The 21,517-nt window shown below is 68.4% G+C and carries 23 protein-coding genes; 14 read left to right on the top strand and 9 right to left on the bottom strand.

What is annotated here, in order from left to right:
• Positions 1-23: 23 nt before the first annotated feature.
• The 5 genes from J2728_RS19525 (at position 24) to J2728_RS19505 (ending at position 4,487) form a co-directional block, all read left to right on the top strand.
• Positions 24-431, top strand: a complete 408-nt coding sequence (locus tag J2728_RS19525) for a hypothetical protein (protein WP_310001820.1) — start codon at positions 24-26, stop codon at positions 429-431.
• Between the two features lie 304 nt (positions 432-735).
• Positions 736-1,536 (top strand): inositol monophosphatase family protein, encoded by an 801-nt coding sequence (locus J2728_RS19520; protein WP_310001818.1) that lies wholly within the window; start codon positions 736-738, stop codon positions 1,534-1,536.
• Between the two features lie 102 nt (positions 1,537-1,638).
• Positions 1,639-2,709: a glycerophosphodiester phosphodiesterase gene (locus tag J2728_RS19515; protein ID WP_310001817.1), complete on the top strand. Its 1,071-nt coding sequence runs from the start codon at positions 1,639-1,641 to the stop codon at positions 2,707-2,709.
• Between the two features lie 67 nt (positions 2,710-2,776).
• Positions 2,777-4,084 (top strand): hypothetical protein, encoded by a 1,308-nt coding sequence (locus tag J2728_RS19510; protein WP_310001816.1) that lies wholly within the window; start codon positions 2,777-2,779, stop codon positions 4,082-4,084.
• A gap of 85 nt (positions 4,085-4,169) precedes the next feature.
• Entirely contained in the window at positions 4,170-4,487 is a 318-nt protein-coding gene (locus J2728_RS19505; RefSeq protein ID WP_310001815.1) for a hypothetical protein, read from the top strand.
• A gap of 3 nt (positions 4,488-4,490) precedes the next feature.
• Here the strand turns inward: J2728_RS19505 and J2728_RS19500 are convergent, their stop codons facing one another.
• Positions 4,491-6,344, bottom strand: a complete 1,854-nt coding sequence (locus tag J2728_RS19500) for an ABC transporter transmembrane domain-containing protein (RefSeq protein ID WP_310001814.1) — start codon at positions 6,342-6,344, stop codon at positions 4,491-4,493.
• Positions 6,345-6,468: 124 nt separating this feature from the next.
• Between J2728_RS19500 and rpmE the strand changes: the two genes are divergently transcribed.
• Positions 6,469-6,696, top strand: coding sequence for a 50S ribosomal protein L31 (gene rpmE / locus J2728_RS19495; protein WP_013077831.1), 228 nt, complete (start codon positions 6,469-6,471; stop codon positions 6,694-6,696).
• 80 nt (positions 6,697-6,776) lie between these two features.
• Here the strand turns inward: rpmE and J2728_RS19490 are convergent, their stop codons facing one another.
• Complete coding sequence (locus J2728_RS19490; RefSeq protein ID WP_310001813.1) at positions 6,777-7,265, bottom strand: YcgN family cysteine cluster protein; 489 nt, start codon at positions 7,263-7,265, stop codon at positions 6,777-6,779.
• A 54-nt stretch (positions 7,266-7,319) separates the two neighbouring features.
• On the opposite strand from J2728_RS19490, the gene pbpC reads away from it, so the two are divergent.
• Positions 7,320-9,395 (top strand): multimodular transpeptidase-transglycosylase PbpC, encoded by a 2,076-nt coding sequence (pbpC, locus tag J2728_RS19485; protein ID WP_310001812.1) that lies wholly within the window; start codon positions 7,320-7,322, stop codon positions 9,393-9,395.
• 5 nt (positions 9,396-9,400) lie between these two features.
• Here pbpC and J2728_RS19480 read toward each other — a convergent pair whose 3' ends face one another.
• The 4 genes from J2728_RS19480 to J2728_RS19465 are packed head-to-tail and all read right to left on the bottom strand — an operon-like array spanning position 9,401 to position 14,193.
• Entirely contained in the window at positions 9,401-11,734 is a 2,334-nt protein-coding gene (locus tag J2728_RS19480; protein ID WP_310001811.1) for a GH92 family glycosyl hydrolase, read from the bottom strand.
• A gap of 38 nt (positions 11,735-11,772) precedes the next feature.
• Positions 11,773-12,483: an aspartate/glutamate racemase family protein gene (locus J2728_RS19475; RefSeq protein ID WP_310001810.1), complete on the bottom strand. Its 711-nt coding sequence runs from the start codon at positions 12,481-12,483 to the stop codon at positions 11,773-11,775.
• 49 nt (positions 12,484-12,532) lie between these two features.
• On the bottom strand, positions 12,533-13,258 hold the full coding sequence (locus J2728_RS19470) for an ABC transporter permease (protein ID WP_310001809.1): 726 nt from the start codon (positions 13,256-13,258) through the stop codon (positions 12,533-12,535).
• Positions 13,258-14,193: an ABC transporter ATP-binding protein gene (locus J2728_RS19465; RefSeq protein WP_310001808.1), complete on the bottom strand. Its 936-nt coding sequence runs from the start codon at positions 14,191-14,193 to the stop codon at positions 13,258-13,260. The genes J2728_RS19470 and J2728_RS19465 overlap by 1 nt, the downstream gene beginning before the upstream one ends.
• A gap of 100 nt (positions 14,194-14,293) precedes the next feature.
• On the opposite strand from J2728_RS19465, the gene J2728_RS19460 reads away from it, so the two are divergent.
• Both J2728_RS19460 and J2728_RS19455 read left to right on the top strand, forming a co-directional pair.
• Complete coding sequence (locus J2728_RS19460; RefSeq protein ID WP_310001807.1) at positions 14,294-14,794, top strand: DUF2975 domain-containing protein; 501 nt, start codon at positions 14,294-14,296, stop codon at positions 14,792-14,794.
• Positions 14,794-15,033 (top strand): helix-turn-helix domain-containing protein, encoded by a 240-nt coding sequence (locus J2728_RS19455; protein WP_310001804.1) that lies wholly within the window; start codon positions 14,794-14,796, stop codon positions 15,031-15,033. Before J2728_RS19460 ends, J2728_RS19455 begins: the two co-directional genes overlap by 1 nt.
• Here the strand turns inward: J2728_RS19455 and J2728_RS19450 are convergent.
• Positions 14,985-15,557: a GNAT family N-acetyltransferase gene (locus J2728_RS19450; protein WP_310001803.1), complete on the bottom strand. Its 573-nt coding sequence runs from the start codon at positions 15,555-15,557 to the stop codon at positions 14,985-14,987. The two genes, J2728_RS19455 and J2728_RS19450, sit on opposite strands and share 49 nt — an antisense overlap.
• 80 nt (positions 15,558-15,637) lie before the next feature.
• Between J2728_RS19450 and J2728_RS19445 the strand changes: the two genes are divergently transcribed.
• Positions 15,638-16,627: an acyltransferase family protein gene (locus J2728_RS19445; protein ID WP_310001801.1), complete on the top strand. Its 990-nt coding sequence runs from the start codon at positions 15,638-15,640 to the stop codon at positions 16,625-16,627.
• Here J2728_RS19445 and J2728_RS19440 read toward each other — a convergent pair.
• Both J2728_RS19440 and purE read right to left on the bottom strand, forming a co-directional pair.
• Complete coding sequence (locus J2728_RS19440; protein ID WP_310001798.1) at positions 16,599-17,684, bottom strand: 5-(carboxyamino)imidazole ribonucleotide synthase; 1,086 nt, start codon at positions 17,682-17,684, stop codon at positions 16,599-16,601. The genes J2728_RS19445 and J2728_RS19440 overlap by 29 nt on opposite strands.
• 10 nt (positions 17,685-17,694) lie before the next feature.
• The gene (purE, locus tag J2728_RS19435) at positions 17,695-18,186 is read right to left on the bottom strand and encodes a 5-(carboxyamino)imidazole ribonucleotide mutase (protein WP_310001796.1); all 492 of its coding nucleotides are present in this window, start codon (positions 18,184-18,186) and stop codon (positions 17,695-17,697) included.
• Positions 18,187-18,378: 192 nt separating this feature from the next.
• Between purE and J2728_RS19430 the strand changes: the two genes are divergently transcribed.
• The 4 genes from J2728_RS19430 to J2728_RS19415 all read left to right on the top strand — a co-directional run bounded on the left by J2728_RS19430 (position 18,379) and on the right by J2728_RS19415 (position 21,476).
• The gene (locus J2728_RS19430; RefSeq protein ID WP_310001794.1) at positions 18,379-19,095 is read left to right on the top strand and encodes a GGDEF domain-containing protein; all 717 of its coding nucleotides are present in this window, start codon (positions 18,379-18,381) and stop codon (positions 19,093-19,095) included.
• Between the two features lie 127 nt (positions 19,096-19,222).
• A complete protein-coding gene (locus J2728_RS19425) occupies positions 19,223-19,588 on the top strand; it encodes a response regulator (protein WP_310001792.1) in 366 nt (121 codons plus the stop codon).
• A 127-nt stretch (positions 19,589-19,715) separates the two neighbouring features.
• A complete protein-coding gene (locus J2728_RS19420) occupies positions 19,716-21,008 on the top strand; it encodes a S41 family peptidase (RefSeq protein ID WP_310001790.1) in 1,293 nt (430 codons plus the stop codon).
• Between the two features lie 6 nt (positions 21,009-21,014).
• Positions 21,015-21,476 carry a MarR family transcriptional regulator gene (locus J2728_RS19415; RefSeq protein WP_310001787.1) on the top strand — a complete coding sequence of 154 codons (462 nt, stop codon included), beginning with the start codon at positions 21,015-21,017 and terminating at the stop codon, positions 21,474-21,476.
• The last annotated feature ends 41 nt before the right edge of the window (positions 21,477-21,517 follow it).

Here is a 21,517-nt window from a genome sequence, read left to right as displayed (position 1 = left end):
AAAACCTGGGGAGGACGCTCGATATGAAGCGGCTCGTAGTGTGTTTGCTTAGCGTAACGGCCCTGGCCGTCTCGACGGCCGCGACCGCCGAGACCTGGAAACTGGCGCCGGGCGAAACCAAGACCTATTACGACGAGGACTTCTCTCGCGTGGATCAGGCCACCGGCCTGATCGTCACCCGCATCGCCGAGGGCAAGGCCAACGGCCCCTACCGCAACTGGCCGGCCAGCAAGGGCCCGATCCTGTTGTTCGCGCTGGACTGCGCGGCCGACAAGTGGATGGACCTGGGCATGGACTTCGACGGAACCAAGGGCCTGCCCAAGGGCTGGCGCAAGGAGGCCAAGATCGAGGACATCTCGGGCGCCGTCGGCAAATCCGGCAAGCTCCTGTGCGAGACCAAGGACAGCCTGCCGAAGGTCGAGCTGCCCTAGGCGACGGCATAATCCCAAGACGTCCAAACCGTGTCATTCCGGCTGCGGCGAAGCGAAGAGCCGGGGCCCAGGGGGTGCGGGAACGCTGTGCGCGCCGCCCCTGGGTCCCGGATAGCCTCCGCGAGGCTTCCGGGATGACACGGCGTTGATCATGCCCTGGTTAACCCCTTCGAATCCGCCTTGCCTTGCCTTCGCGCCTGTGGACGACTAAGTTCCGCGCCCGTTCTTTCACACCGTCGACCTACCGCTCCGCCGCCGGACCTTCCGGTGGGCGTCGACGGCTTTCATTGAGGATAGTCCGCCCGTGGCCACGCCTTCCGCCCTCCTGAACGTCATGATCGACGCGGCCCGGAAAGCCGCCCGAGGCCTCGCCCGCGACTTCGGCGAAGTCACGGAACTGCAGGTCTCGAAAAAGGGCGCGGCGGACTTCGTCACCAACGCCGACCTCAAGGCCGAACAGACCCTGTTCGAGATCCTGACCAAGGCCCGCCCGGGCTACAGCTTCCTAGGCGAAGAGCGCGGCATGATCGAGGGCACCGACAAGACCCACACCTGGATCGTCGACCCGCTGGACGGCACCACCAACTTCATGCACGCCATCCCGCACTTCGCGGTCAACATCGCCCTGCAGCGCGAGGGCGAAGGCATCGTCGCCGGCGTGACCTACAACCCGATCAGCAACGACCTCTTCTGGGTCGAAAAGGGCAAGGGCGCGTTCCTAGGCGCCGAGAAGCGCCTGCGCGTCGCCGCCCGCCGTCATCTGGACGAAAGCGTCCTGGCCACGGGCGTGCCGTTCGCCGGCAAGCCAGGCCACGGCCAGTTCCTGAAGGAGCTGCACCAGGTCAGCCAGAAGGTCGCCGGCGTGCGCCGCTTCGGCTCGGCCGCCCTGGACCTGGCCTGGGTCGCCGCCGGCCGCTTCGACGCCTACTGGGAGCGCAACCTCAATCCGTGGGACGTCGCGGCGGGCATCCTGATGATCCAGGAGTCCGGCGGCAAGATCACCACGATCGACGAGAGCGACCTCGATCTCGTGGCCGGCAAGTCGATCCTGGCCTCGAACCAGGACCTGCACCCGCAGATCCTGGAACGCCTGCGGGCGGCGTAAGCAGCCCACTCTCTCGTGTCATCCCAGGCGACGTAGGCGACCTGGGATGACAGTTTTCAAGGCCTAGCCAAACCGTCACATCCGCGCGCTAAATCGCGGCCCATGACCCTGCTGACCCGCCGCGCCCTGACCACCGCCGCCCTCGCCGGCACCTTCCTGCCGGGCCTGGCTCGCGCCCAGAACCGAAAGCCGATCGTCATCGGCCACCGCGGCTGCAGCGGCGAGCGGCCCGAGCACACGGTCCTCGCCTATGAGCGCGCCATCGAGCAGGGCGCGGACTTCATCGAGCCCGACCTGGTCCCGACCAAGGATGGCCACCTGGTGGCCCGCCACGAAAACGAGATCGGCGGCACGACCGACGTGGCCAGCCGCCCCGAGTTCGCCGCCCGCAAGGCCACCAAGACCATCGATGGCGAGTCGATCACCGGCTGGTTCACCGAGGACTTCACCCTCGCCGAGCTGAAGACCCTGCGCGCCCGCGAACGCCTGCCGCAACTGCGCCCGACCAACACCGCCTATGACGGCCAGGCCCAGCTGCTGACCTTCGAGGAAGTGGTCACCATCGCCCGCGCCGGCAGCCAGCGCACCGGCCGAACGATCGGCGTCTATCCCGAGCTGAAGCATCCGACCTATTTCGCCTCGATCGGCCTGCCCACCGAGGACCGCCTGGTCGCCAAGCTGAAGGCGCTGGACCTGAACTCGGCTAACGCGCCCGTGTTCGTGCAGTGCTTCGAAGTCGGGCCTCTCAAGCGCCTGCGCGCCAAGACCCCCGCGCGCCTCGTCTTCCTGGTCGCCAGCGAGGGCGGGCCCGCCGACCTGCCCAACGTCAAGTATGCCGATCTCGTCACCGCCCAGGGCCTGAAGGACGTGGCGATCTACGCCGACGGCCTGGGCCCCGAGAAGACCATGGTCGTCCCGCAGAGCGCCGACGCGCTGCTGCCGGCCACGGACCTCGTCAAGAACGCCCACGCCGCGGGCCTGGTCGTCCACCCCTGGACGGTGCGCGCCGAGAACTACTTCCTGCCCGCGACCTTGCGAAAAGGCGATCCCAAGGACCCGGCCTTCCTGGCCCAGCATGGCGACGCCACGGCCGTGCTCAAGGCGCTCTACGCGGCGGGCGTCGACGGGGTGTTCAGCGACTTCCCCGCCCTGGCGGTCGCCGCGCGAGGCTAGCCCTCCTCTTGCCCAGACGGGTCGGACCGGTGCAGCGTGCCGGCCCTAGATCCTCTGGGTGAGTTCCATGAAGTTCCATCACGCCGCCGCCTCGCTGGCCGCCACCGTCGCCGTCGCCTTCGCCGTCGGCGCGCCCGCCCTCGCCTCGCCCAGCTCGGAACGGCTCGACGGCATCGCCGTCGATTTCGTGCGCCTGACGCTGGAAGCTGGCGAGCGCGAGCCCGGCTATGTCGATGCCTATTACGGCCCCAAGGATTGGCAGGCGGCCGCCAAGCAAGCCCCGCGTCCGGTGTCCGTGCTGCGCAAGGAGGCCGATCGCCTGCAAGGGCGGCTAGCCAAGGTCGCGGACAAGGACCTCACGCCCGATCAGCGCCGCCGCAAGCTGTTCCTGAAGGGCCAAGTGAAAGCCGCCCAGACGCGGCTGGCGATGATCGCCGGCGACAAGTTCAGCTTCCAGGACGAGGCCCAAGGCCTGTTCGGCGTGCGCCCCGCGATCAAGCCTCTGAAGAGCTACGACCCGATCCTGGCGCGCCTCGACAAGCTGGTCCCCGGCAAGGGCGATCTGGCCGCCCGCGTCGACGCCTTCCAGGCCGCCTACGTGATCCCGACCGACCGCCTCGAGCCGGTGATGAAGGCCGGCATCGCCGCCTGCAAGGCCAAGACCGAAGAGCACATCAAGCTGCCGGCGAACGAGCGCTTCGACCTGTCGTTCGTCACCCAGAAGCCCTGGAGCGGCTACAACTGGTACCAGGGCGGCGCGCACAGCCTGATCGAGATCAACACCGACCTGCCGATCTACATCAGCCGCGCCTTGGACCTGGGCTGCCACGAGGGCTATCCCGGCCACCACGTGCTGAACGCCCTGCTGGAAGAGAAGCTGACCAAGGGCAAGGGCTGGGTGGAGTTCAGCGTCTATCCGCTGTTCTCGCCGCAATCGCTGATCGCCGAGGGCAGCGCCAACTACGGCATCGCCCTGGCCTTCCCCGGCAAGACCAAGACCGACTTCGAGCGCGACAAGCTCTACCCGCTGGCGGGGCTGGATCCGAAGACAGCGGCGGCCTACGGCGCGCTGATGGACGCCAAGGCCGCTCTGGCCCAGAGCGAGCTCACCATCGCGGCCGCCTATCTGGACGGCAAGATGAAGAAGCCCGAGGCGGTGAGGGCCCTGGCCAAGTACGGCCTGACGTCCACGGCCCGGGCCGAGAAGCGTCTCTCGTTCATCGAGGCCTACCGCGCCTACATCATCAACTACAGCCTGGGCCAGGACTTGGTCCGCGCCCACGTCGAACGCGCCGGCAAGAGCGAGGCCGCGCGCTGGGCGGCCATGGAACGCGTGATCAGCGAGCCGACGACGCCCGCGGATTTGGCGAAGTAGAGGTTCTGGACCGAGAGCGGCGTTTTTGGCGCCGGCCGAGCCGAACCCCGACGCATGCTGAGGTCCTCCCCATGGAGGACTTCACATGCCCAAGGCGTTTCAAGTCTCTCTCGCCCCCCGTCAGCTTACCCAGACCATCAACCCGTGGAGCTGGACGTTCGGCGATTTCAGCCTGTTCAGCATCAATCTCGGCCAGTCGGCGGCGCCGGGCGTCGAGAGTCGCGTGCTCGCCGAGGTCGGCAGCTACGGCCGCCAGATCGGCCGCATCAGCGACGCGCTCAAGGTCCTGCTGGACTGGGCGGAGGCCCAGCCGAATGGGCTGTCCGGCAAAGACCCGGCGATCAAGGCTCTGCGCCTTCAGATCGAGCACGTCGACGTGATCAAGCGCGAAGAAGGGACGTAACGGCTACGCCGCCTCGACGCCGAACTGAAGGCGGGCCAGGCGGGCGTAGAGGCCGCCCTTGGCGAAAAGCTCGGCGTGCGTGCCCTGCTCGACCACGCGCCCCTCCTCCATGACCACGATCCGGTCGGCCTTCAGCACGGTGGCCAGGCGGTGGGCGATGACGAGCGTCGTGCGGCCCTCCATGGCGGCGGTCAGGGCCTGCTGCACCAGGCGCTCGCTCTCGGCGTCGAGGGCGCTGGTGGCCTCGTCCAGCAGCAGGATCGGCGCCTCGCGGGCCAGGGCGCGGGCGATGGCCAGGCGCTGGCGCTGGCCGCCCGACAGGGTCTTGGCGCGTTCGCCCACGGGGGTGTCGAAGCCTTGCGGCAGGGCCGACAGGAAGCCCGCGGCCTGGGCGGCCTCGGCGGCGGCCTTCAACTCTTCATCGGCGGCGTCCGCGCGGCCGAAGCGGATGTTGTCAAGCGCCGAGCCCGAGAACAGCGGCGAGTCCTGGGCGACCAGGGCCATGCGGGCGCGAACCTCGGCCGGATCGGCGTCGCGCAGGTTCACGCCGTCCAGGCGGATATCTCCAGCCTGGGGGTCGTAGAACCTCAAAAGGAGCCGGAGGACGGTGCTCTTGCCCGCGCCCGAGGGGCCGACCAGGGCGACGGTCTCGCCGGCCTTCACGGAAAGATCAAAGCCATTCAAGGCCGGCAGGTCGGGCCGGCCCGGATAGGCGAAGGTGACGTTCTCGAAAGCGATCTCGCCGCGCGCGGGCGTCGGCAGGGGCTTGGGAACCGCGGGCGCGGCGATGCCGGGGCGGGCGTTCAGCAGGTCGGAGATACGATCCATGGCGCCGGAGGCCTTCTGGACGTCGCCCCAGACCTCGCCCAGCGCCCCGATCGAGCCGGCCGCCATCACCGCCAGCATGGCGAACTGAGCCAGGGTGCCGCCGGTCATCTCGCCCGACAGCACCAGACGCGCTCCGGTCCAGAGCAACAGGGTGATGCCGCCGAAGGCCAGGGTGATAACCATCGCCGTCATGCTGGCGCGCGTGGCGATCCGTTGGACCGAAGCCTTGTAGGCCGCCTCCACCGCGCCTGCGAAGCGAGTCGCCGAGGCCTTCTCGCGGCCGAAGGCCTGCACGGTCTCCAGGGCGTCCAGGCTCTCGCCGGCGTAGCCGACGGCGTCGGCGAAACGATCCTGCGCGGTCACGGTCAGTTTGCGCACGCGGCGGCCGACCAGGAACATCGGCGCCAGGATCACCGGGACCATCGCCACGATGAAGCCCGCCAGCTTGGGCGAGACCACCGCCATGTAGCCGAGGCCGCCCACCAGGCTGAGGATATTGCGCAGGGCGATCGAGGCCGAGGCGCCGACCAGCTGCTCGATCAGGGCGACGTCGGTGGTCAGACGCGACAGCACCTCGCCGGTGCGGGTCTTCAGGAAATATTCCTGGTCCAGCGTCAGGGTGTGGCCATACAGCGCCCGGCGCACGTCGGCGACGACGCGCTCGCCCAGCCGGGTGACGAAGAAGAATCGCAAGGCCGTGGCGATCGCCAGCACCATGGCCACCGCGCCCAGGCCGACGAAGGCGCTGTTGATCTCCGCGCCCTGGCCCTTGGCGAATCCGTGGTCGATGACCTCCTTGAAGGCTGCGGTGAGACCCAGGGTCGCGCCCGTCGAGAACAGCAGGAAGAAGCCCGCCGCCAGGCCGTCGCCCTTGTGGGCGGCCACGAACGGCAGCAGATGGGCCAGCGGACGGATGTCCTTGCGGCGCGGCCGCCGGGCCTTGGCCTCGGCCATGCCCTGGACCAATTCCGCTCCCGCGCCGGGGCGGCCTTCGGCCTTTTGCTCGCCGGCGGTCACGTCGGTCATCAACTGTCCCTTGCCAAAATCGCGCGCGTTCTTTATAGCCGCGCGTCTTCGAGGGCCACCCCGCGCGTGCGCGGTTTGGCGCTTACCCCATTCTCACTCGCCGGCTTAGTCGGTCTGGATCGCCGCCATGAAACAAGACATTCACCCCGACTACCACTTCATCACCGTCACCCTGACCGACGGTTCGAGCTACAAGACCCGCTCGACCTACGGCAAGGAAGGCGCGACGCTCGCGCTCGACATCGATCCGCGCACCCATCCGGCGTGGACGGGCGGCAACGCCCAGCTGATGGACCGCGGCGGCCGCGTCTCGCGCTTCAACGCCAAGTTCGCCGGCTTCACCGGCAAGAAGTAAGAAGCTTCGCGCTTCTCGCCGTAAGGGCGACGGAAAGCCGGCTCCGCGCATCGCGGGCCGGCTTTTTCTGTGTCTGGAGGTCAGGTCTCTTCCGGCTCGTACGGATCATCGCCCCGGTCGCGCATCAGATCCGTGGCCGTGAAATCCAGGGCGTCCTCGGCGTCGTCGAAGCACAGCTCCGACACCGTCTGGTCGCGCACCGAGATCCCGGCCTTGTGGGTGCTCTCCGGATCGCCGGTCACCAGCGGATGCCATTGCGGCAGATCCTTGCCCTCGTACAGGCGCCGGTAAGCGCAGGATCGCGGCATCCACTCCAAGTCTTCGATGTTGTACGGCGTCAGCTTGATGCAGTCCGGCACCGTCTTCTTGCGGTTCGGATAGTCCTTGCAGCGGCACAGGTGCTCGTCGAACAGCTGACAGTGCACGCGGGTTGGGACGATCTCGCCGGTGTCTTCGTCCTCGAAACGGACCAGGCAGCACAGGCCGCAGCCGTCGCACAGGCTCTCCCATTCGGGGACGGTCATCGCGGCGAGCGTCTTGGTTCGCCAGAAAGGTTTGCTTGAACTCATGGGCTCGTCCTAAACCCGAATGACCCGGCGACCAAATAGAGCCTGACCTTAACCGTGACCGACTCGACGCCGCCGACCGACGAGACCCCGCCGCCGCAGGCTCCCGCCCCGGCTCCAGACGCCGCGGAAAGGCCGCCGGAAGCGCCGCTTCGCTTCGAGACCAAGCCGGCCAAGCCGCGCGGCGCCTGGCGCGTCTGGGCCTGGGTGCTGGGCGGGCTGCTGGCGGCGATCCTGGTGGTCGCGCTGGCGGCCGCCGGCGGCGCCTATATCGTCTGGAACAAGTACCTGAAGGACACGCCCCAGCTCCCGCCGCGCGAGGCCCTGTTCGCCCTTAACCGCGCGCCCGGAATTCGCTTCGAGGATCGCTACGGCCAGGTGATCGCCACGCGCGGCCCGCGTTACGGCCGAGCGGTCAAGGTCGGCGAGCTGCCGCCATACGTCTCCCGCGCCTTCCTGGCCGCCGAGGACCGTCGCTTCTACGAACACGGCCCCATCGATATCCAGGGCGTGGCGCGGGCCGCCTGGATCAACTGGCGGGCCGGCCGAACGGTGCAGGGCGCCTCGACCCTGACGCAGCAATTGGCCAAGGGCCTGTTCCTCAGCCCCGACCGCGTCATCAAGCGCAAGCTGCGGGAGATGCTACTGGCCTATCGGCTGGAGCAGGTGCTGACCAAGGACGAGATCCTCGAGATCTATCTGAACCGCATCTATTTCGGCGCCGGCGCCTATGGCCTCGACGGGGCGGCGCAGACCTATTTCGGCAAGTCCGCCAGCCAGCTGACCCTGTCGGAGGCGGCGCTGCTGGCCAGCCTGCCCAAGGCGCCGTCGCGTTTGGCCTTGAACCGCGACCTGGAGCGCGCCCTGGCCCGCTCGCGGCTGATCCTGGCCAACATGCGCGCCGAGGGCTGGATCACGGCCCAGGAGGAGCGCGAGGCCCTGGAGGACAGGCCGGCGCTGTCGCCCGTCGGCCAGGACGAGGGCGACTTCGGCTGGGTGCTGGACCAAGCCACGGCCGAGGCGGTCAAGATCGCCGGGCCCAACGCGCCTGACCTCGTCGTGCGCCTGACGATCGATCCGCTGCTGCAGCGCGAGGCCGCCGAGACGATCCGCCAGACCATCGCCGTCGACGGCCCGAACTCAGGTGTCTCTCAGGCCGCGCTGCTGTCGCTGTCGTCGGATGGCGCCATCCGCGCGATGATCGGCGGGACCGACTATGTCGAGAGCCCCTTCAACCGCGCCATCCAGGCCCGGCGCCAGCCGGGCTCGACCTTCAAGCCGTTCATCTACGCCGCGGCCGTCGAGCACGGCGTGCTGCCGACCGACATCCGCGTCGACGAGCCGGTGAAGTTCGGCGATTGGGCGCCGGAGAACTATGGCGGCGAGTATCGCGGACCGATCAGCGTCGAGCAGGCCCTGATCGCCTCGACCAACACCATCGCCGCCCAGCTGGGAAACGAGGTCGGCGGCGCCACGATCGGCGAGCTGGTCCGCCGCTTCGGGATCACCAGCCTGCCCGACGCGCCGGACCTATCCGTGGCCCTGGGGTCCTACGAGGTGACCCTGCTGCAGCTGACCTCGGGCTTCCAGGTCTTCCAGCTGGGCGGCGCCCGGCTGGAGCCCTATCTGATCCAGTCGGTCGGCACCCAGGGCGGCCAGGAGATCTGGGCGCACCAACCGCCCGAGGCCGAACGGCGCGTCTATGATCGCGGCCACGCCAGCATCATGGTGCGGATGATGGAAAAGGTGGTGACCGAGGGCACGGCCCGCCGCGCCGAGTTCGGCCGGCCCGCCGCCGGCAAAACCGGCACCAGCCAGAACTGGCGCGACGCCTGGTTCGTCGGCTTCACCCCCGACTACGTCACCGGCGTCTGGGTCGGCAACGACGACGAGCGGCCGATGAACAGGGTGGTCGGCGGCGACATCCCGGCAGGCATCTGGCGGCGCTTCATGGTCGCGGCCCACGCTTCTCTGGCGGTCAGCGACTTCCCCTGGCTGCTGGACGATCCGGTCGCCGAGACCAAGCCCGACCCGCGCAACGGCTTCTACGAGACCCTGGCCGCCGAGCTCGCGCGGACGGCGTCGGAGCGGGAGGACGTCGGGGCGCCAGCGACCGAGGAGCCGGTGAACTAACCGCCCTACCGATAACCCGTCATCGAGGCCGGCCGATCGACCGCCCGCGTCGCCCAGGTCTTGTTCGGCGCGGCGCTCATCGTGAACACTAGCTCGCCCCCCGCGACAATCTCCTCGTGCCTCAGGAAGGCGCGGGTCAGCGGTTGGCCGTTCAGGGTCACCTTGGCGACGTAGGGCGCGGCGTCGGACATCCCCACCGCGCGCACCGTGAACCGCTTGCCGTTCGGCAGGTTCAGCGCGGCCTTGTCCACGAATGGGCGCCCGATCGCGTACTCGTTCGAGGCCGGCGTGACGGGATAGAAGCCGAGGCTCGTGAACATCAGCCAGGCCGACATCTGGCCCAGGTCGTCATTGCCCGACAGGCCGTCCGGGGTGGGCTTGTACTGACTGTTCACGATCTGGGTCAGCCGCGCCTGGGTCCGCCAGGGCGCGCCGGCGTAGTTGTACATGTAGGCGACGTGGTGGCTGGGCTCGTTGCCGTGGATGTACTGGCCGATCAGGCCCGCGATGTCCTCGGCGTGCGAGTAGTCGACCTTGGAGTTGTCGAAGTCGAACATGGCGTCCAGCTTCTTCACGGTCGCCGCGTCGCCGCCCAGCGTCCTGACCACCCCGCCCAGGTCCTGCGGCGCGAACCACGAGTACTGCCAGGCGTTGCCCTCGGTGTAGTCCGAGCCGTAGTTGATGGCGGTCGGGTTGAACGGCTCGCGATAGGTCCCGTCGCTCTTGCGGGCGCGCAGGAAGCCGGTCTTGGCGTCGAAGCTGTTGCGCCAGTAGGCGGCGCGCTTCTCGAAGGTGGCGGCGGTGTCGGCCTGACCCATGTCGCGGGCCATGCGGGCGATGGTCCAGTCGTCATAGGCGTACTCGACCGTCTTGGAGGCCGCCTCGGGCTCCTTGTCGATCGGGACGTAGCCGAGCTTCATGTAGTCGCCCAGGCCGCCGTACGGGGCGTAGGTGGCGCTCTTGACCATGGCGTCGAGGGCCGCCTTGCCGTCGTAGCCCCGGATGCCCTTCATCCACGCGTCGGCGATGACCGGAACGGCGTGATAGCCGATCATTGTCCAGGTCTCCTGGCCGTGGAACTGCCAGACCGGCAGGATCTGGTAGGGGCTCTGGCGCCGCGAGGCGATCAGCGAGTTGACGACATCGTTGGTGTAGTCGGCGGGCTGCACCAGGGTCAGCAGCGGATGCTCGGCCCGGAAGGTGTCCCACAGCGAGAAGGTCGAGTGGAAGGTGAAGGGGCGGCCGTCCAGCTTGCCCTCGTGCACCTGGTCGTCTGGCCCGCGATAACGGCCGTCGGCGTCGGCGAAGACGCTGGGGGCCAGCAGGGTGTGGTAGAGCGCCGTGTAAAGCGTCTTCCGCATCGGGGCCGGAGCCTCGATGTCGACCGCCGACAGCGCCTTCTCCCAGGCGGCCTTGGCGCGGGCGCGCTGGGCGTCGAAGTCGAAGCCGGGCTCGTCGCTGGCGAGATTGGCGATCGCCCCGTCCTCGCTGACCGACGACAGGGCCGCCTTGACCGTCAGAGGACCGTCGAGCTGGCCAAAGTCGAACACGCCGACCAGCGCCCGGCCCTGGATCTGGGCGCGGTCGTTCGGCGTCCGGCCCGGCTGGGCGAGGCCCTTGTAGGGCACGTCCGTCTCGCGGTTGTGGAAGGCCTGGCCGACCAGCGGCTTGTCGAAGCGGATGGCGAAGAACAGCTTGCGCCCAGGGGCCCAGCCGCGCGTCTCGCGATAGCCGGTGATCGTCCCGTCCGGCGCCACGCGCAGGCGCGACCACAAGACCTTGCCCGGATAGTTGTAGATCGAGCTGCGCAGGTCGATCAGCACCTGGGCGCGCTGGCTCTTCGGGAACGCGTAACGGTGCAGGCCCGTGCGCGGGCCGGCGGTCAGCTCGGCGCGCACCTGGCTGTCGCTGAGCGTGACCGCGTAATAGCCGGGCTGGGCGACCTCGCTGTCGTGGCTGTAGCGCGAGCGATAACCGCTTCCCGGCTGGTCCGCCTCGCCCGGCTCCAGCTTGGCCTCGCCGACGACCGGCGTCAGCAGGATGTCGCCGAGGTCGGAGTGGCCCGCGCCCGAGAAGTGCGTGTGCGAGAAGCCCAGGATGGTCGGGTCGCCGAAGCGATAGCCGGCGGCGCGAGCATAGCTCTGCCTGAACGGCAGGATGTCGGTGTCCGGGCTGAGCTGCACCATGCCGAACGGAACCACCGCGCCCGGGAAGGTGTGGCCGTCTCCGCCGGTGCCGATGAAGGGGTCCACGGCGTCGTAGGCGCTGGTGGTCTGAGCCAGGGCCGGTGTCGCCGCCAGGATCGAAAGGCTGGCGAGCAGGGCGAGGCGCAGACGCATTCGGAAACTCCGCAACTTGAGCGGAAGCACCCTATCGGCTAGGCGCCGCCTTTCAAGGCCCGGTCCACCGCGGCCAGCGCGTGCAGGGTGGTGGTGTCGAAGACGGGGACGGCGCTGTCGGCCTGTCCGATCAGCAGCATGATCTCGGTGCAGCCCAGGATGATCGCTTCGGCGCCTCGCTCCACCAGGCGCGCGATGACGGCGCGGTAGGCCTCGCGCGAGACGTCGAACACGCGGCCGGCGACCAGCTCCTCGTAGATGATCCGGTGCACCGCGGCGCGATCGTCGGCGTCGGGCGTCAACACGGTCAGACCGTGCTTGGCCTCCAGGCGCCCGCGATAGAAGTCGTGCTCCATGGTGAAGGCCGTGCCCAGCAGGCCGACCTTGGAGAGACCGGCGGCCTTGATCGCCTCGCCCGTCGGGTCGGCGATGTGCAGCAGCGGGATACGCACCGCCGCTTCGATGGTCTCGGCCTCGCGGTGCATGGTGTTGGTGCAGAGCACGAGGAAGTCGGCGCCGCCGGCCTCCAGCGCCCTCGCGGCGTCGGCCAGACGCCGGGACAGCTCGGGCCATTGGCCGGCGTGCTGCAGGCGTTCGATCTCGGCGAAGTCGAACGACCACATCAAGGTCCGCGCCGAGGCGACGCCGCCCAGCCGCTCGCGCGCGGCTTCGTTGATCAGCCGATAATACTGGGCCGAGCTTTCCCAGCTCATGCCCCCGATCAATCCGATCAAGGCCTGTTCGGTCATGGCGATCTCCGCGCTGTCGACGCGACGCCCTCTAGCAGGTGGGGACGGGTTAAAGAACCTCCCGCCGCGCCAGGTGAGCGATGGCGGCGATCAGGGCCAGCAGGCCCAGTCCTCCGCCCAGCGCCAGGGCCGTCTCGATCCGCCAGGCCTCGCGCGCCAGCATGTTCACCGGCATCTGCCAGGGAAAGAACACGCCCTGCTTGGCGCTGGTCGCCACCACCGAAAAGAAGGTCCCGCCGATCCCGACGGCCAGGGCCGGCACGAAGCTGGAGAACCTCAGCGCCATCCACAGCTGGATGGCGATCATCAGCAAGGCGGCGGCGACGATCTTGCCATTGAGCAAGAGCGCCTTGGAAGCATCGACCGCGCCCGTCGGGGCCACGGCGGGCTTCAGGGCCGTGGCGGCGGAGATCGCGGCCCAGGTGATCAGCTGGTTCAGCAGGGTCATGACCGCGACCAGGGCCACCACGCAGATCGCCTTGGCCGCGTAGAGCTTCCATCGCGCCACGGGCAGGGCGCGCAGGTGGTCCCAGGCGCGTGGAGCGTGCTCCATCTGGGCGACCAGGGCCGTCAGGGCCGTCACGCTCATCGGCAGCATGAAGAAGGCCCATACCCCCGCCGACATCTGGAGCCACTTCTCCCAGGGCATGGGATGCTGGGCGCGCAGCAGGCTGAAGAAGGCGATGAGACCGATCAAGGCGGGCGCGGCGACGGCCAGCAGGGCGGCCAGGGATCGGTTCAGTTTGCGCAGTTCGACGGACAGGACGGCGATCATCAGGCGGCCTCGGCGAGGGACGAACGGAAACCGGCGACGCCACGATAGATGTCCTCCAGGGACCTTTCGCGTGGGCCGATGGCGAAGACGGACGCGCCGCTCTCGACCAGCAGGCGCGTGATGGCGGCGGCGGCCTGGTCGGCGTCCTCTCCGGGCCGGAGCGTGACGGTCAGGCCCGCCTCGGCGGCGACGGGCGAGCGGCCATGCGCCAGCAGCAGGCTCGCGGCCCGCGTATCGTCGCTCGTCCGCAGGATCAGCTCTGGGGCGAGATCCGCCTTCAGTCGCGCCAGTTCGCCCTCCAGCACCAGGCGGCCGTCGTTGACGACGCCCACGTGGGTCGCGGTCTGCTCGATCTCGCCCAGCAGGTGGCTGGACAGCAGCACCGTGGCGCCCGTGCGCTCGGGCAGGCTCTTCAGGAAGCGGCGCATGTCGGCGATGCCGTCCGGATCGAGGCCGTTGGTCGGCTCGTCCAACAGCAGCACCGGCGGCGCGCCCAGCATGGCGCGCGCCAGGCCCAGGCGCTGGCGCATGCCCAGGGAGTAGCCACCGACCTTGCGATGGGCGTCGGCGCGCATCTCGACCACATCCAGAACCCGCTCGACCTCGGTCGCGCCCAGGCCCAGCAAGGTCGCCGTCAACGCCAGGTTCTCGCGCCCGGTCAGGTTGCCGTAGAAGCCGTGCGCCTCCAGCAGGGCGCCGATCTCGCGCGCCGCCGCCATTCGGTGGCGGGCGACGTCCAGGCCGCGGACCCGCACCCGACCGGCGGTCGGCCGCAGCAGGCCCAGAACCATCTTCAGCGTCGTGGTCTTGCCCGCGCCGTTGCGGCCCAGGAACCCATAGACGGCTCGCTCGGGCACGGTCATCGACATGCCGTCGACCGCCAGGCGCGCGCCGAAACGACGGGAAAGGCCTTTGGTCTCGATGGCGGCGGGCATGGGCGGCGCTCACGAAATTTAAGTCTAAGATAAAGTTGCGGACACCCGGTCTTTAAGTCAAGATTAAAGAAAGGACAGGATCCCGCCGCGCGAGCCCCCCATGAGCCAGACCGAAACCCTCGCCTTCCGCCGCATGTGCCGCCAGTTTCGCTGGCTGGCGATGTTCATGGTGATCAGCGTCGGCGCCCTGGTCGCGGCGATGGCTTGGATCTTCCCCCTGCTCTATGCGCTGGTGCATCGGGAGCCGATCCGGGGCGACCAGATGCTGGCCGCGACGATCTGGAACCTGCCGATCGCCTGTTACCTGTTCGCGGTCTGGACGATCGGGCGGACGCTCGGGGAATTGGCGAACGGCCGACTTATCCAGGCGGCCTTGCCGCCCGCGCTGCGGAGGGTCGGGATCGCCCTCGGCGTCGGCGGCCTCATCGGCGTGTTCGGGGTCACCAACCTGATGCGGCTGGTCGGCCACGCCAAGGGCGGCTATCTGCACTTCGACGTGGCCGGCATGACGCTGGGCATGATCGGCGGCGCGGTCTTCCTGCTTGGCCGCGTGATGGACCAAGCCCTGGCGGCGCAAGCCGAACTCGACGAGATGATCTGATGCCTGTCCGCGTCACCCTGGACGCTCTGATTGTCGCCAAGGGCCTGAAGGCCCGCGACCTCGCCGCCGAAGTGGGGCTCAGCGAAACCCAGCTATCGCTGTTCCGCTCGGGCAAGGTGAAAGGCATCCGGTTCCGCACCCTGGCCCGGCTCTGCGCGGCCCTCGAGTGCAAGCCAGGCGACCTGCTGGACTACGACTTCGACGTCGACGATCTGAGCGCGCCGGACGAGGCGGACTGACGCCACGCATCGGCGGTCTGCCCCCACATCTGTGTGGGCCCGGCCACGTCCATCGGCGGCGGCAGGGTGACCATCTCGACCAGGCGAGAGCCCAACCGCTGGGCCACGGCTTGAGAGGGCCGGTTGTCGGGGTGGATCATGTGGCCGACGAAGTCCCAGCCCAGCGTCTCGAAGACATGCTCAAGGCACGCCCGGCCCGCCTCCGTGGCGTAGCCCTTGCCCCAGGCCGAGCGATGGAACAGCCAGCCGACTTCCGGCGCGGGCCAGCCCTCGGGCCGCCAGGGGCCCACGCGACCGACCCAGCGGCCGGTCGCCTTCTCGATCGCCGAGAACTGACCAAAGCCCAGCAGCGACCACATGCCGACCACCTGGGCCAAGGCCCGCCAGGCCACCGCTCTGGGCATCGCTCCCCCGAGATAGCGCATGCATTCCGGGTCGGCATGGAACTCGGCCCAGCCGGCGTCGAAGTCCGCCTGGACCGGCGCCCGCAGGACGAGGCGTTCGGTCTCGATCGTCGGCGGCATCGGCGTCCCCTCCATGGCCCCTTGCCAGGCCTTTCAACGACGAGTCTAAGGTGAGGCCTAGGCTCCACCTTGAGTTCACCATGGGCGGCTTTGATTATCTACGGCTGATCGCCGCGATCCTGGTGATCGCCCACCACGCCCGAGTGCTGAACGGGGAGCCCCCGATCATGATCGGGACAAGCCTGGATCTCGGCGCGCTTGGGGTCGGGGTGTTCTTCGTGATCAGCGGCTATCTGGTGTCGGGAAGCCTCGAACGGACGCCCCGCCTCTGGAGCTTCATCGCCAAGCGCGCCCTGCGCATCTTCCCGGGGCTGCTAGCGGCGCTTCTGGTCACCGCCTTCGTCATCGGCCCCGCGAGCACGGCGCTCGCGAGAAGCGACTACCTGGCCTCGCCAGAGGTCTACGGCTACGTGCTGAAGAACCTGACCCTCTACGCGGTGACCTACGACCTGCCCGGGGTCTTCTTGGCGGCGCCGGTGGCCGGCGTCGTCAATGGGTCGCTGTGGACGCTGCGGCTGGAGTTCACCGCCTATCTGGCCCTGGCGGCGCTGGGGGCGGCGCGCCAGGTGAAGCCAAGGGTCCTGACCGTCCTGGCGCTCGCCGCCGCGGCGAGCGCGATCGCGATCCACGCCCTGGGCCTGGACGCTCGGGGAGATCTCTATCGGATCGCCTATCTGGCGGCGATCAACGGCTTTCTCTTCCTGAGCGGCGCGGCCCTACGAACGAGCGCGTGGCGAGCCCCGTCCTGGCTGGCGGTCGCGGCCTTGATCCCGCTGATCACGCCGCTCTGGTTCCTGGGCCTGCCGCTGATCGCGCTCCGCCTTGGCGCCTTGAACGCGCCGCGCGCGCCGGTCGACCTGTCGTATGGCCTCTACATCTACAGCTTTCCGCTGCAGCAGATGCTGGCCGAGCGAAGCCAGCTGAACCTGGCGACGTCATTGGCCCTGACCCTGCCCTTCGCCTTGGCGTCCTGGCTGCTGGTCGAGAAGCCGGCGCTGCGGCTCAAGGCGCGCCTGCCGCCCGCCCCGGCCAAGCCGGTCCTCAATCCCGTAGCGGCCTTAGGCGATTGACGTGGCCCATCTTACGGCCGGGGCGAGCCTCGCCCTTGCCGTAAAGGTGGAGCCTCGTCTCGGGCTCGGACGCCAGCTTCTTCCAGGCGTCGACGTCGACGCCCAGCAGGTTGGTCATCTCGACGTGGTGGTGCGGCTCGGTGGGGCCCAGCGGCCAGCCGGCGACGGCGCGGATGTGCTGCTCGAACTGATCAACCTCGCAGCCGTCCTGGGTCCAGTGCCCGGTGTTGTGGACGCGCGGGGCGAACTCGTTGACCAGCAGCTTGCCGCCGGAAAGCTCGAACAACTCCACCCCGATCACGCCGACATAGTCGAGGGCGGTGAGGATCTTGGCGGCGATGGCCTCGGCCTGATCGCGGGTCGCGGGCGTGATCTTGGCCGGAGCGACCGTGCGGCGCAGGACGCCGCCCTCGTGGTGGTTCTCGCTGACCGGATAGCAGGCGATCTCGCCGTCGCGGCCGCGCGCGGCGATCACCGACAGTTCGCGGCCGAAGTCGGCCGGGGCTTCCAGAATGGCGGCCTGGCGGCCGATCTTCTCGTAGGCGGCCTCGGCGTCCGCGGCCTTCTGGATCCACGCCTGCCCCTTGCCGTCATAGCCTTCGCGACGGGTCTTCAGCAGCGACGGCGCGCCGATGCGAGCCACCGCCTCGGCCAGGCTCTCGCTGTCGTGGACCGAGGCGAAGGCCACGGTCGGCACGCCGATCTCGGCCAGGAAGCTCTTCTCGGCCACCCGGTCCTGGGCGGCGGCCAGGGCCTTGGCGCCCGGCGAGACCACCGCGCCAAGAGCGGATAGTTCCGCCACGGTGTCGGCGGGGACGTTCTCGAACTCGTAGGTGACGACGTCGCACGCCTCGGCCAGGCGCTTGAGGGCCCAGCGGTCGTCGTAGGACGCGACGATCTGGCGAGCGGCGACACGGCCAGCGGGGGACGCCTCTTCCGGATCCTGGATCACCACGTCGAAGCCCAGGCGCGCGGCGGCCAGGGCCAGCATGCGGCCCAACTGTCCGCCGCCCAGGATGCCGATGGTCGAACCGGGGACCAGGGGAAACTCAGCCATCTTTGGTCTCTCAGTCCTCGACGCTTTCGGCGACGCTGTCGGTCTGGGCCGCGCGGAAGGCCGCCAGGCGCTGGGCCAGGGCTCCGTCCGACAGAGCCAGGATCTGGGCGGCCAAAAGGCCCGCGTTCTTGGCGCCGGCCTCGCCGATCGCCAGGGTGGCGACGGGGATACCACCGGGCATCTGCACGATCGACAGCAGCGAATCGAGACCCGACAGCGCCTTGGATTGCACCGGCACGCCGAGGACCGGCAGATTGGTCATCGAGGCGGCCATGCCCGGCAGGTGCGCCGCGCCGCCGGCCCCGGCGATGATCACCTTGTAGCCGGCCTTCTCGGCGCCCGTGGCGAAGTCGAACAGGCGCTGAGGCGTACGGTGGGCCGAGACCACCTTGGCCTCCCAGGCCACGCCCAGGCTGTCCAGCGCGTCGGCGGCGCCCTTCATGGTCGGCCAGTCCGAACGGCTGCCCATGATGATGGCGACAGGCGGGGTGGTCGAAGACATCGGCGTCATCCCGTTGATGAAAGCCGCCCCGTATGCGCGTCCACCCCTTTCGCGCAAGCCCAAAACGTCACCAAACGCCTGAAACAAGAGCGCGCGACGACCCTCGACCACGACATCCCGGCGCCCCGATTGCGCCCGTCACGGTTGGCGTTAACCATATTCAAGCTGTGCCATTTCGATTCGCGTAGGGTCATGAAGATTACCGGCGCCCGGACCGAACCCTTCGCCGCCATCCGCAAGCGGGCCTTGGCGCGAGCTGGGGCCCAGGTCGCGGTCAGGGAGGTTTCGGCGCCCGACAGCGCCGCCTTCCTGGGCCTGACCGATGCGGACCTGACGCCCAAGGTGATCGAGGCGCTCCAGACCCTGATGACCGAGATCCAGGACCTTCGGAACGAGGTCTCGGCGCTGAAGCTGCGGCTGAACGAGGCCCAGAACCTGGCGGACATGGACGCCCTGACCCCGGTGCTGAATCGCCGCGCCTTCCTGCGCGAGATGAAGCGGGTCGCCGCCTTCGCCCAGCGCTACGGCTCGCCGGCCAGCGTGGTGTTCTTCGACCTGGACGACTTCAAGCGGGTCAACGACCGCTTTGGTCACGCCGCGGGCGACCAGGCGCTCAAGGCCGTCGCCAAACGACTTCAGAATAACGTCCGCGAAAGCGACATCGTCGGCCGCATGGGCGGCGACGAGTTCGCCGTGCTGCTGGCCCAGGCCGACAAGGAAACCGCCATGACCAAGGCCCGCGCCCTGGCCGACGCGGTCATGGGCGCGCCAGTCGAGTTCGGCGAGTGGTCCGCGCCGCTGCACATCTCCTACGGCGTGCGCGAGATCGAGCCCGGCGCCGATCCCGAAACTGCGTTGGCCGAGGCCGACGCGGCGATGTTCATGCGCAAGCGCAAGGCCGTCGCCTAGGTCCTTTTCGCCCCCCTCCCCGAACAGCGGGGACAACCGAAGATCGTGCGACCTTATCGCGCGGCGACCGCTTCTCGTTCGCGGACTATGCTCTTCAGGTTCTGTTAAGCATGGCGGCACGGGACGGATGCAAAAAATTCTGATCGCCGAGGACGACCCCGTCCTGTCGATGATCTACGAGATCACGCTGACGGAGGCGGGCTTCGAGGTGCTGCTGTGCCATGACGGCCAGGAGGCCTTCGAGGCGCTGGCTGGCTTTTCGCCCGATCTCGTCATCACCGATCACTCGATGCCGCGCATGAGCGGCGGCGACCTGATCAGCGCCGTGCGCCGGACATGTCCGCACACCGTGACCCTGATGGCGTCGGGCGTTGACACGCACCTGCTGCGCGCCGACCAGCACGCCGACGCGCGGCTGGAAAAGCCGATCACGCCGGGGCGACTGCTGGATATGGTCCGCGCGATGGAAGCCGCGCAGGGCCGAGGGCACTAAAGCTCGCGCCGTTCTCGATCCGCGACAACCGACAAGCGCTGGGCCTGACGAACCCGCGCCCGTCCACGGATTGACGGCGGACATTTATACAATATGTTGCGCAACACATTGTATAATGGTGTTGAACATGGCTTCCCGGCTTTTTCTTTCGTTGCTGGCTATCGCCGCGCTGAGTCCCGTGACCGCCCTCGCGCAAGCCCTGGATCGCGCGGCGCAGCAAGAAATCATTTCTCGCCTCGATGCCGCGCTGAAGCGGAACTACATCTTTCCCGACCGCATCCCCGCCATCTCCGCCGAGTTGGGCCGCCGGGTTCAATCCCAGCCAATCGACAGCGAACAGTTCGCCGAGAGCCTCACGCTGGGCTTGATCAAGGCGAGCGAGGATCTGCATTTCTCGGTGGCCTTCGATCCAGACCGCGTCGCGGCGGAACGCCAGGCGAAAGCCAAGGGCGATGAAACCACCCAAGCACGGCGGGAAAGCGAACGGGCGGCCAATTTCGGCTTTCGCGACGCCCGCCGCCTTGATGGCGGTCTGGCCTATGTCCGGTTCGATTTCTTCGCCGATCCGCAAGACGCCCAGCACATGGCGGCGGGGGCCATGCGCTTCGCCGAGGGCGCCAAGGGGCTCATCATCGACCTGCGCTACAACAACGGCGGGGTCTTGGAGATGGCGCAGTTTCTGATGAGCTACCTCTACCCGGCGGGCAAGGAACTGAAGTTCTTCGACTACTACTACAATGACCAAGGGGTCCGGGTGCGACGGAGCCAATGGAATCTGGCCGCCGTACCGGGCCAGCGCTCCGCGGACATGCCCGTGGTGGTGCTCACGGGATCGACCACGTTCTCCTCCGCCGAATGGATGGCGTTTTCACTGCAACGGCTAGGGCGCGCGACCATCATCGGCGAACGGACCGCCGGCGGCGCGCACCCGGTCACCAGCGTGCCGATCGATGACCGGTTCATGCTTCAGACGCCGTTCGGTCAGATCCAGGATCCGGTCAGCGGGCGGGATTTCGAGGGCGTCGGCGTGTCCCCCGACATTGTCGTCCCAGCCTCGGAAGCCTTGTTGGCCGGGCAAAGAGTCTTGCTGCAACGTCGAGCGGAGGCGGGCGACGCGGACGCGCGTTGGGCCCTGCTCCCCATCGCGTTCGCGCTCTCGGGCAAGACGGCGAGCGCCACGGACCTGGACGCCGCGGTCGGAAAGTACGAGGGACGAACGCTTATTCGCACAGCGACCGGTCTGGCCTACCAATGGCGTGATCGCTTCGTTCTCGCCCTGAATCCGATCGGCGAAGACCTGTTCGCGGTGCAAGGGACGGATGACTACCGGATCCGTCTGGTCCGCGAAAAGGGCGCCGTGAGCGGCCTGGAGCGCGTTTGGAAGTCGGGCAAGACGGTCGCCTATCGCCGTCTGGGTTGAGGGTCGTTGGAATTGATCGAGCTGAACCGCACCTTCTTGGGTCGCCTTAGCGAGCAGCTAAGCGACCTGATCGAGCAACAATCGGCGGAGGTGTTCAAGCGCGCCGGCATTGTCATTCCGGTCAAGTCTTCGTCCTTGCTGGGCGCGATCGCCACGCTCGGTCCGGTCTCGGTCGCCGATCTCGTGCGAGCCCTGGACCGTTCGCACCAGCTCATTCAACAGAAGTTGCCAAAGCTGCTGACGCTAGGATTGGTCAGCCGCCGCCCCAATCCCGACGACCAGCGCGTCATTCTGATCGAGATCACGGACAAGGGGCGCGAGCAGCTGGCGTTGCTGGATAGGCTCGCCTCGGAATTCGACCGCGCCTACGCCGAGATCGAGGAGGACGCCGGTCCCGTATTCGACAGCATAAAGCGTGCGATCAGCGCCCTCAAATCCCGCCCCCTGGCAGACCGCATGGTCGTTTGAAGGTAAAGGCTAGCCACGGGTCGGGGCTCCATGGAATGCCC

This window comes from Caulobacter segnis, from assembly GCF_031454995.1.
GTDB lineage: Bacteria > Pseudomonadota > Alphaproteobacteria > Caulobacterales > Caulobacteraceae > Caulobacter > Caulobacter segnis_E.
This window is presented reverse-complemented; position numbering and strand designations above follow the sequence as displayed.

Bases quoted from the DNA above. Each gene is read 5' to 3' on its own strand.
- J2728_RS19525 (WP_310001820.1), top strand. From the start codon at position 24: ATGAAGCGGCTCGTAGTGTGTTTGCTTAGCGTAACGGCCCTGGCCGTC.
- J2728_RS19515 (WP_310001817.1), top strand. From the start codon at position 1,639: ATGACCCTGCTGACCCGCCGCGCCCTGACCACCGCCGCCCTCGCCGGC.
- J2728_RS19510 (WP_310001816.1), top strand. From the start codon at position 2,777: ATGAAGTTCCATCACGCCGCCGCCTCGCTGGCCGCCACCGTCGCCGTC.
- J2728_RS19505 (WP_310001815.1), top strand. From the start codon at position 4,170: ATGCCCAAGGCGTTTCAAGTCTCTCTCGCCCCCCGTCAGCTTACCCAG.
- rpmE (WP_013077831.1), top strand. From the start codon at position 6,469: ATGAAACAAGACATTCACCCCGACTACCACTTCATCACCGTCACCCTG.
- J2728_RS19490 (WP_310001813.1), bottom strand. From the start codon at position 7,265: ATGAGTTCAAGCAAACCTTTCTGGCGAACCAAGACGCTCGCCGCGATG.
- J2728_RS19480 (WP_310001811.1), bottom strand. From the start codon at position 11,734: ATGCGTCTGCGCCTCGCCCTGCTCGCCAGCCTTTCGATCCTGGCGGCG.
- J2728_RS19475 (WP_310001810.1), bottom strand. From the start codon at position 12,483: ATGACCGAACAGGCCTTGATCGGATTGATCGGGGGCATGAGCTGGGAA.
- J2728_RS19470 (WP_310001809.1), bottom strand. From the start codon at position 13,258: ATGATCGCCGTCCTGTCCGTCGAACTGCGCAAACTGAACCGATCCCTG.
- J2728_RS19465 (WP_310001808.1), bottom strand. From the start codon at position 14,193: ATGCCCGCCGCCATCGAGACCAAAGGCCTTTCCCGTCGTTTCGGCGCG.
- J2728_RS19460 (WP_310001807.1), top strand. From the start codon at position 14,294: ATGAGCCAGACCGAAACCCTCGCCTTCCGCCGCATGTGCCGCCAGTTT.
- J2728_RS19455 (WP_310001804.1), top strand. From the start codon at position 14,794: ATGCCTGTCCGCGTCACCCTGGACGCTCTGATTGTCGCCAAGGGCCTG.
- J2728_RS19450 (WP_310001803.1), bottom strand. From the start codon at position 15,557: ATGCCGCCGACGATCGAGACCGAACGCCTCGTCCTGCGGGCGCCGGTC.
- J2728_RS19445 (WP_310001801.1), top strand. From the start codon at position 15,638: ATGGGCGGCTTTGATTATCTACGGCTGATCGCCGCGATCCTGGTGATC.
- J2728_RS19440 (WP_310001798.1), bottom strand. From the start codon at position 17,684: ATGGCTGAGTTTCCCCTGGTCCCCGGTTCGACCATCGGCATCCTGGGC.
- purE (WP_310001796.1), bottom strand. From the start codon at position 18,186: ATGTCTTCGACCACCCCGCCTGTCGCCATCATCATGGGCAGCCGTTCG.
- J2728_RS19430 (WP_310001794.1), top strand. From the start codon at position 18,379: ATGAAGATTACCGGCGCCCGGACCGAACCCTTCGCCGCCATCCGCAAG.
- J2728_RS19425 (WP_310001792.1), top strand. From the start codon at position 19,223: ATGCAAAAAATTCTGATCGCCGAGGACGACCCCGTCCTGTCGATGATC.
- J2728_RS19420 (WP_310001790.1), top strand. From the start codon at position 19,716: ATGGCTTCCCGGCTTTTTCTTTCGTTGCTGGCTATCGCCGCGCTGAGT.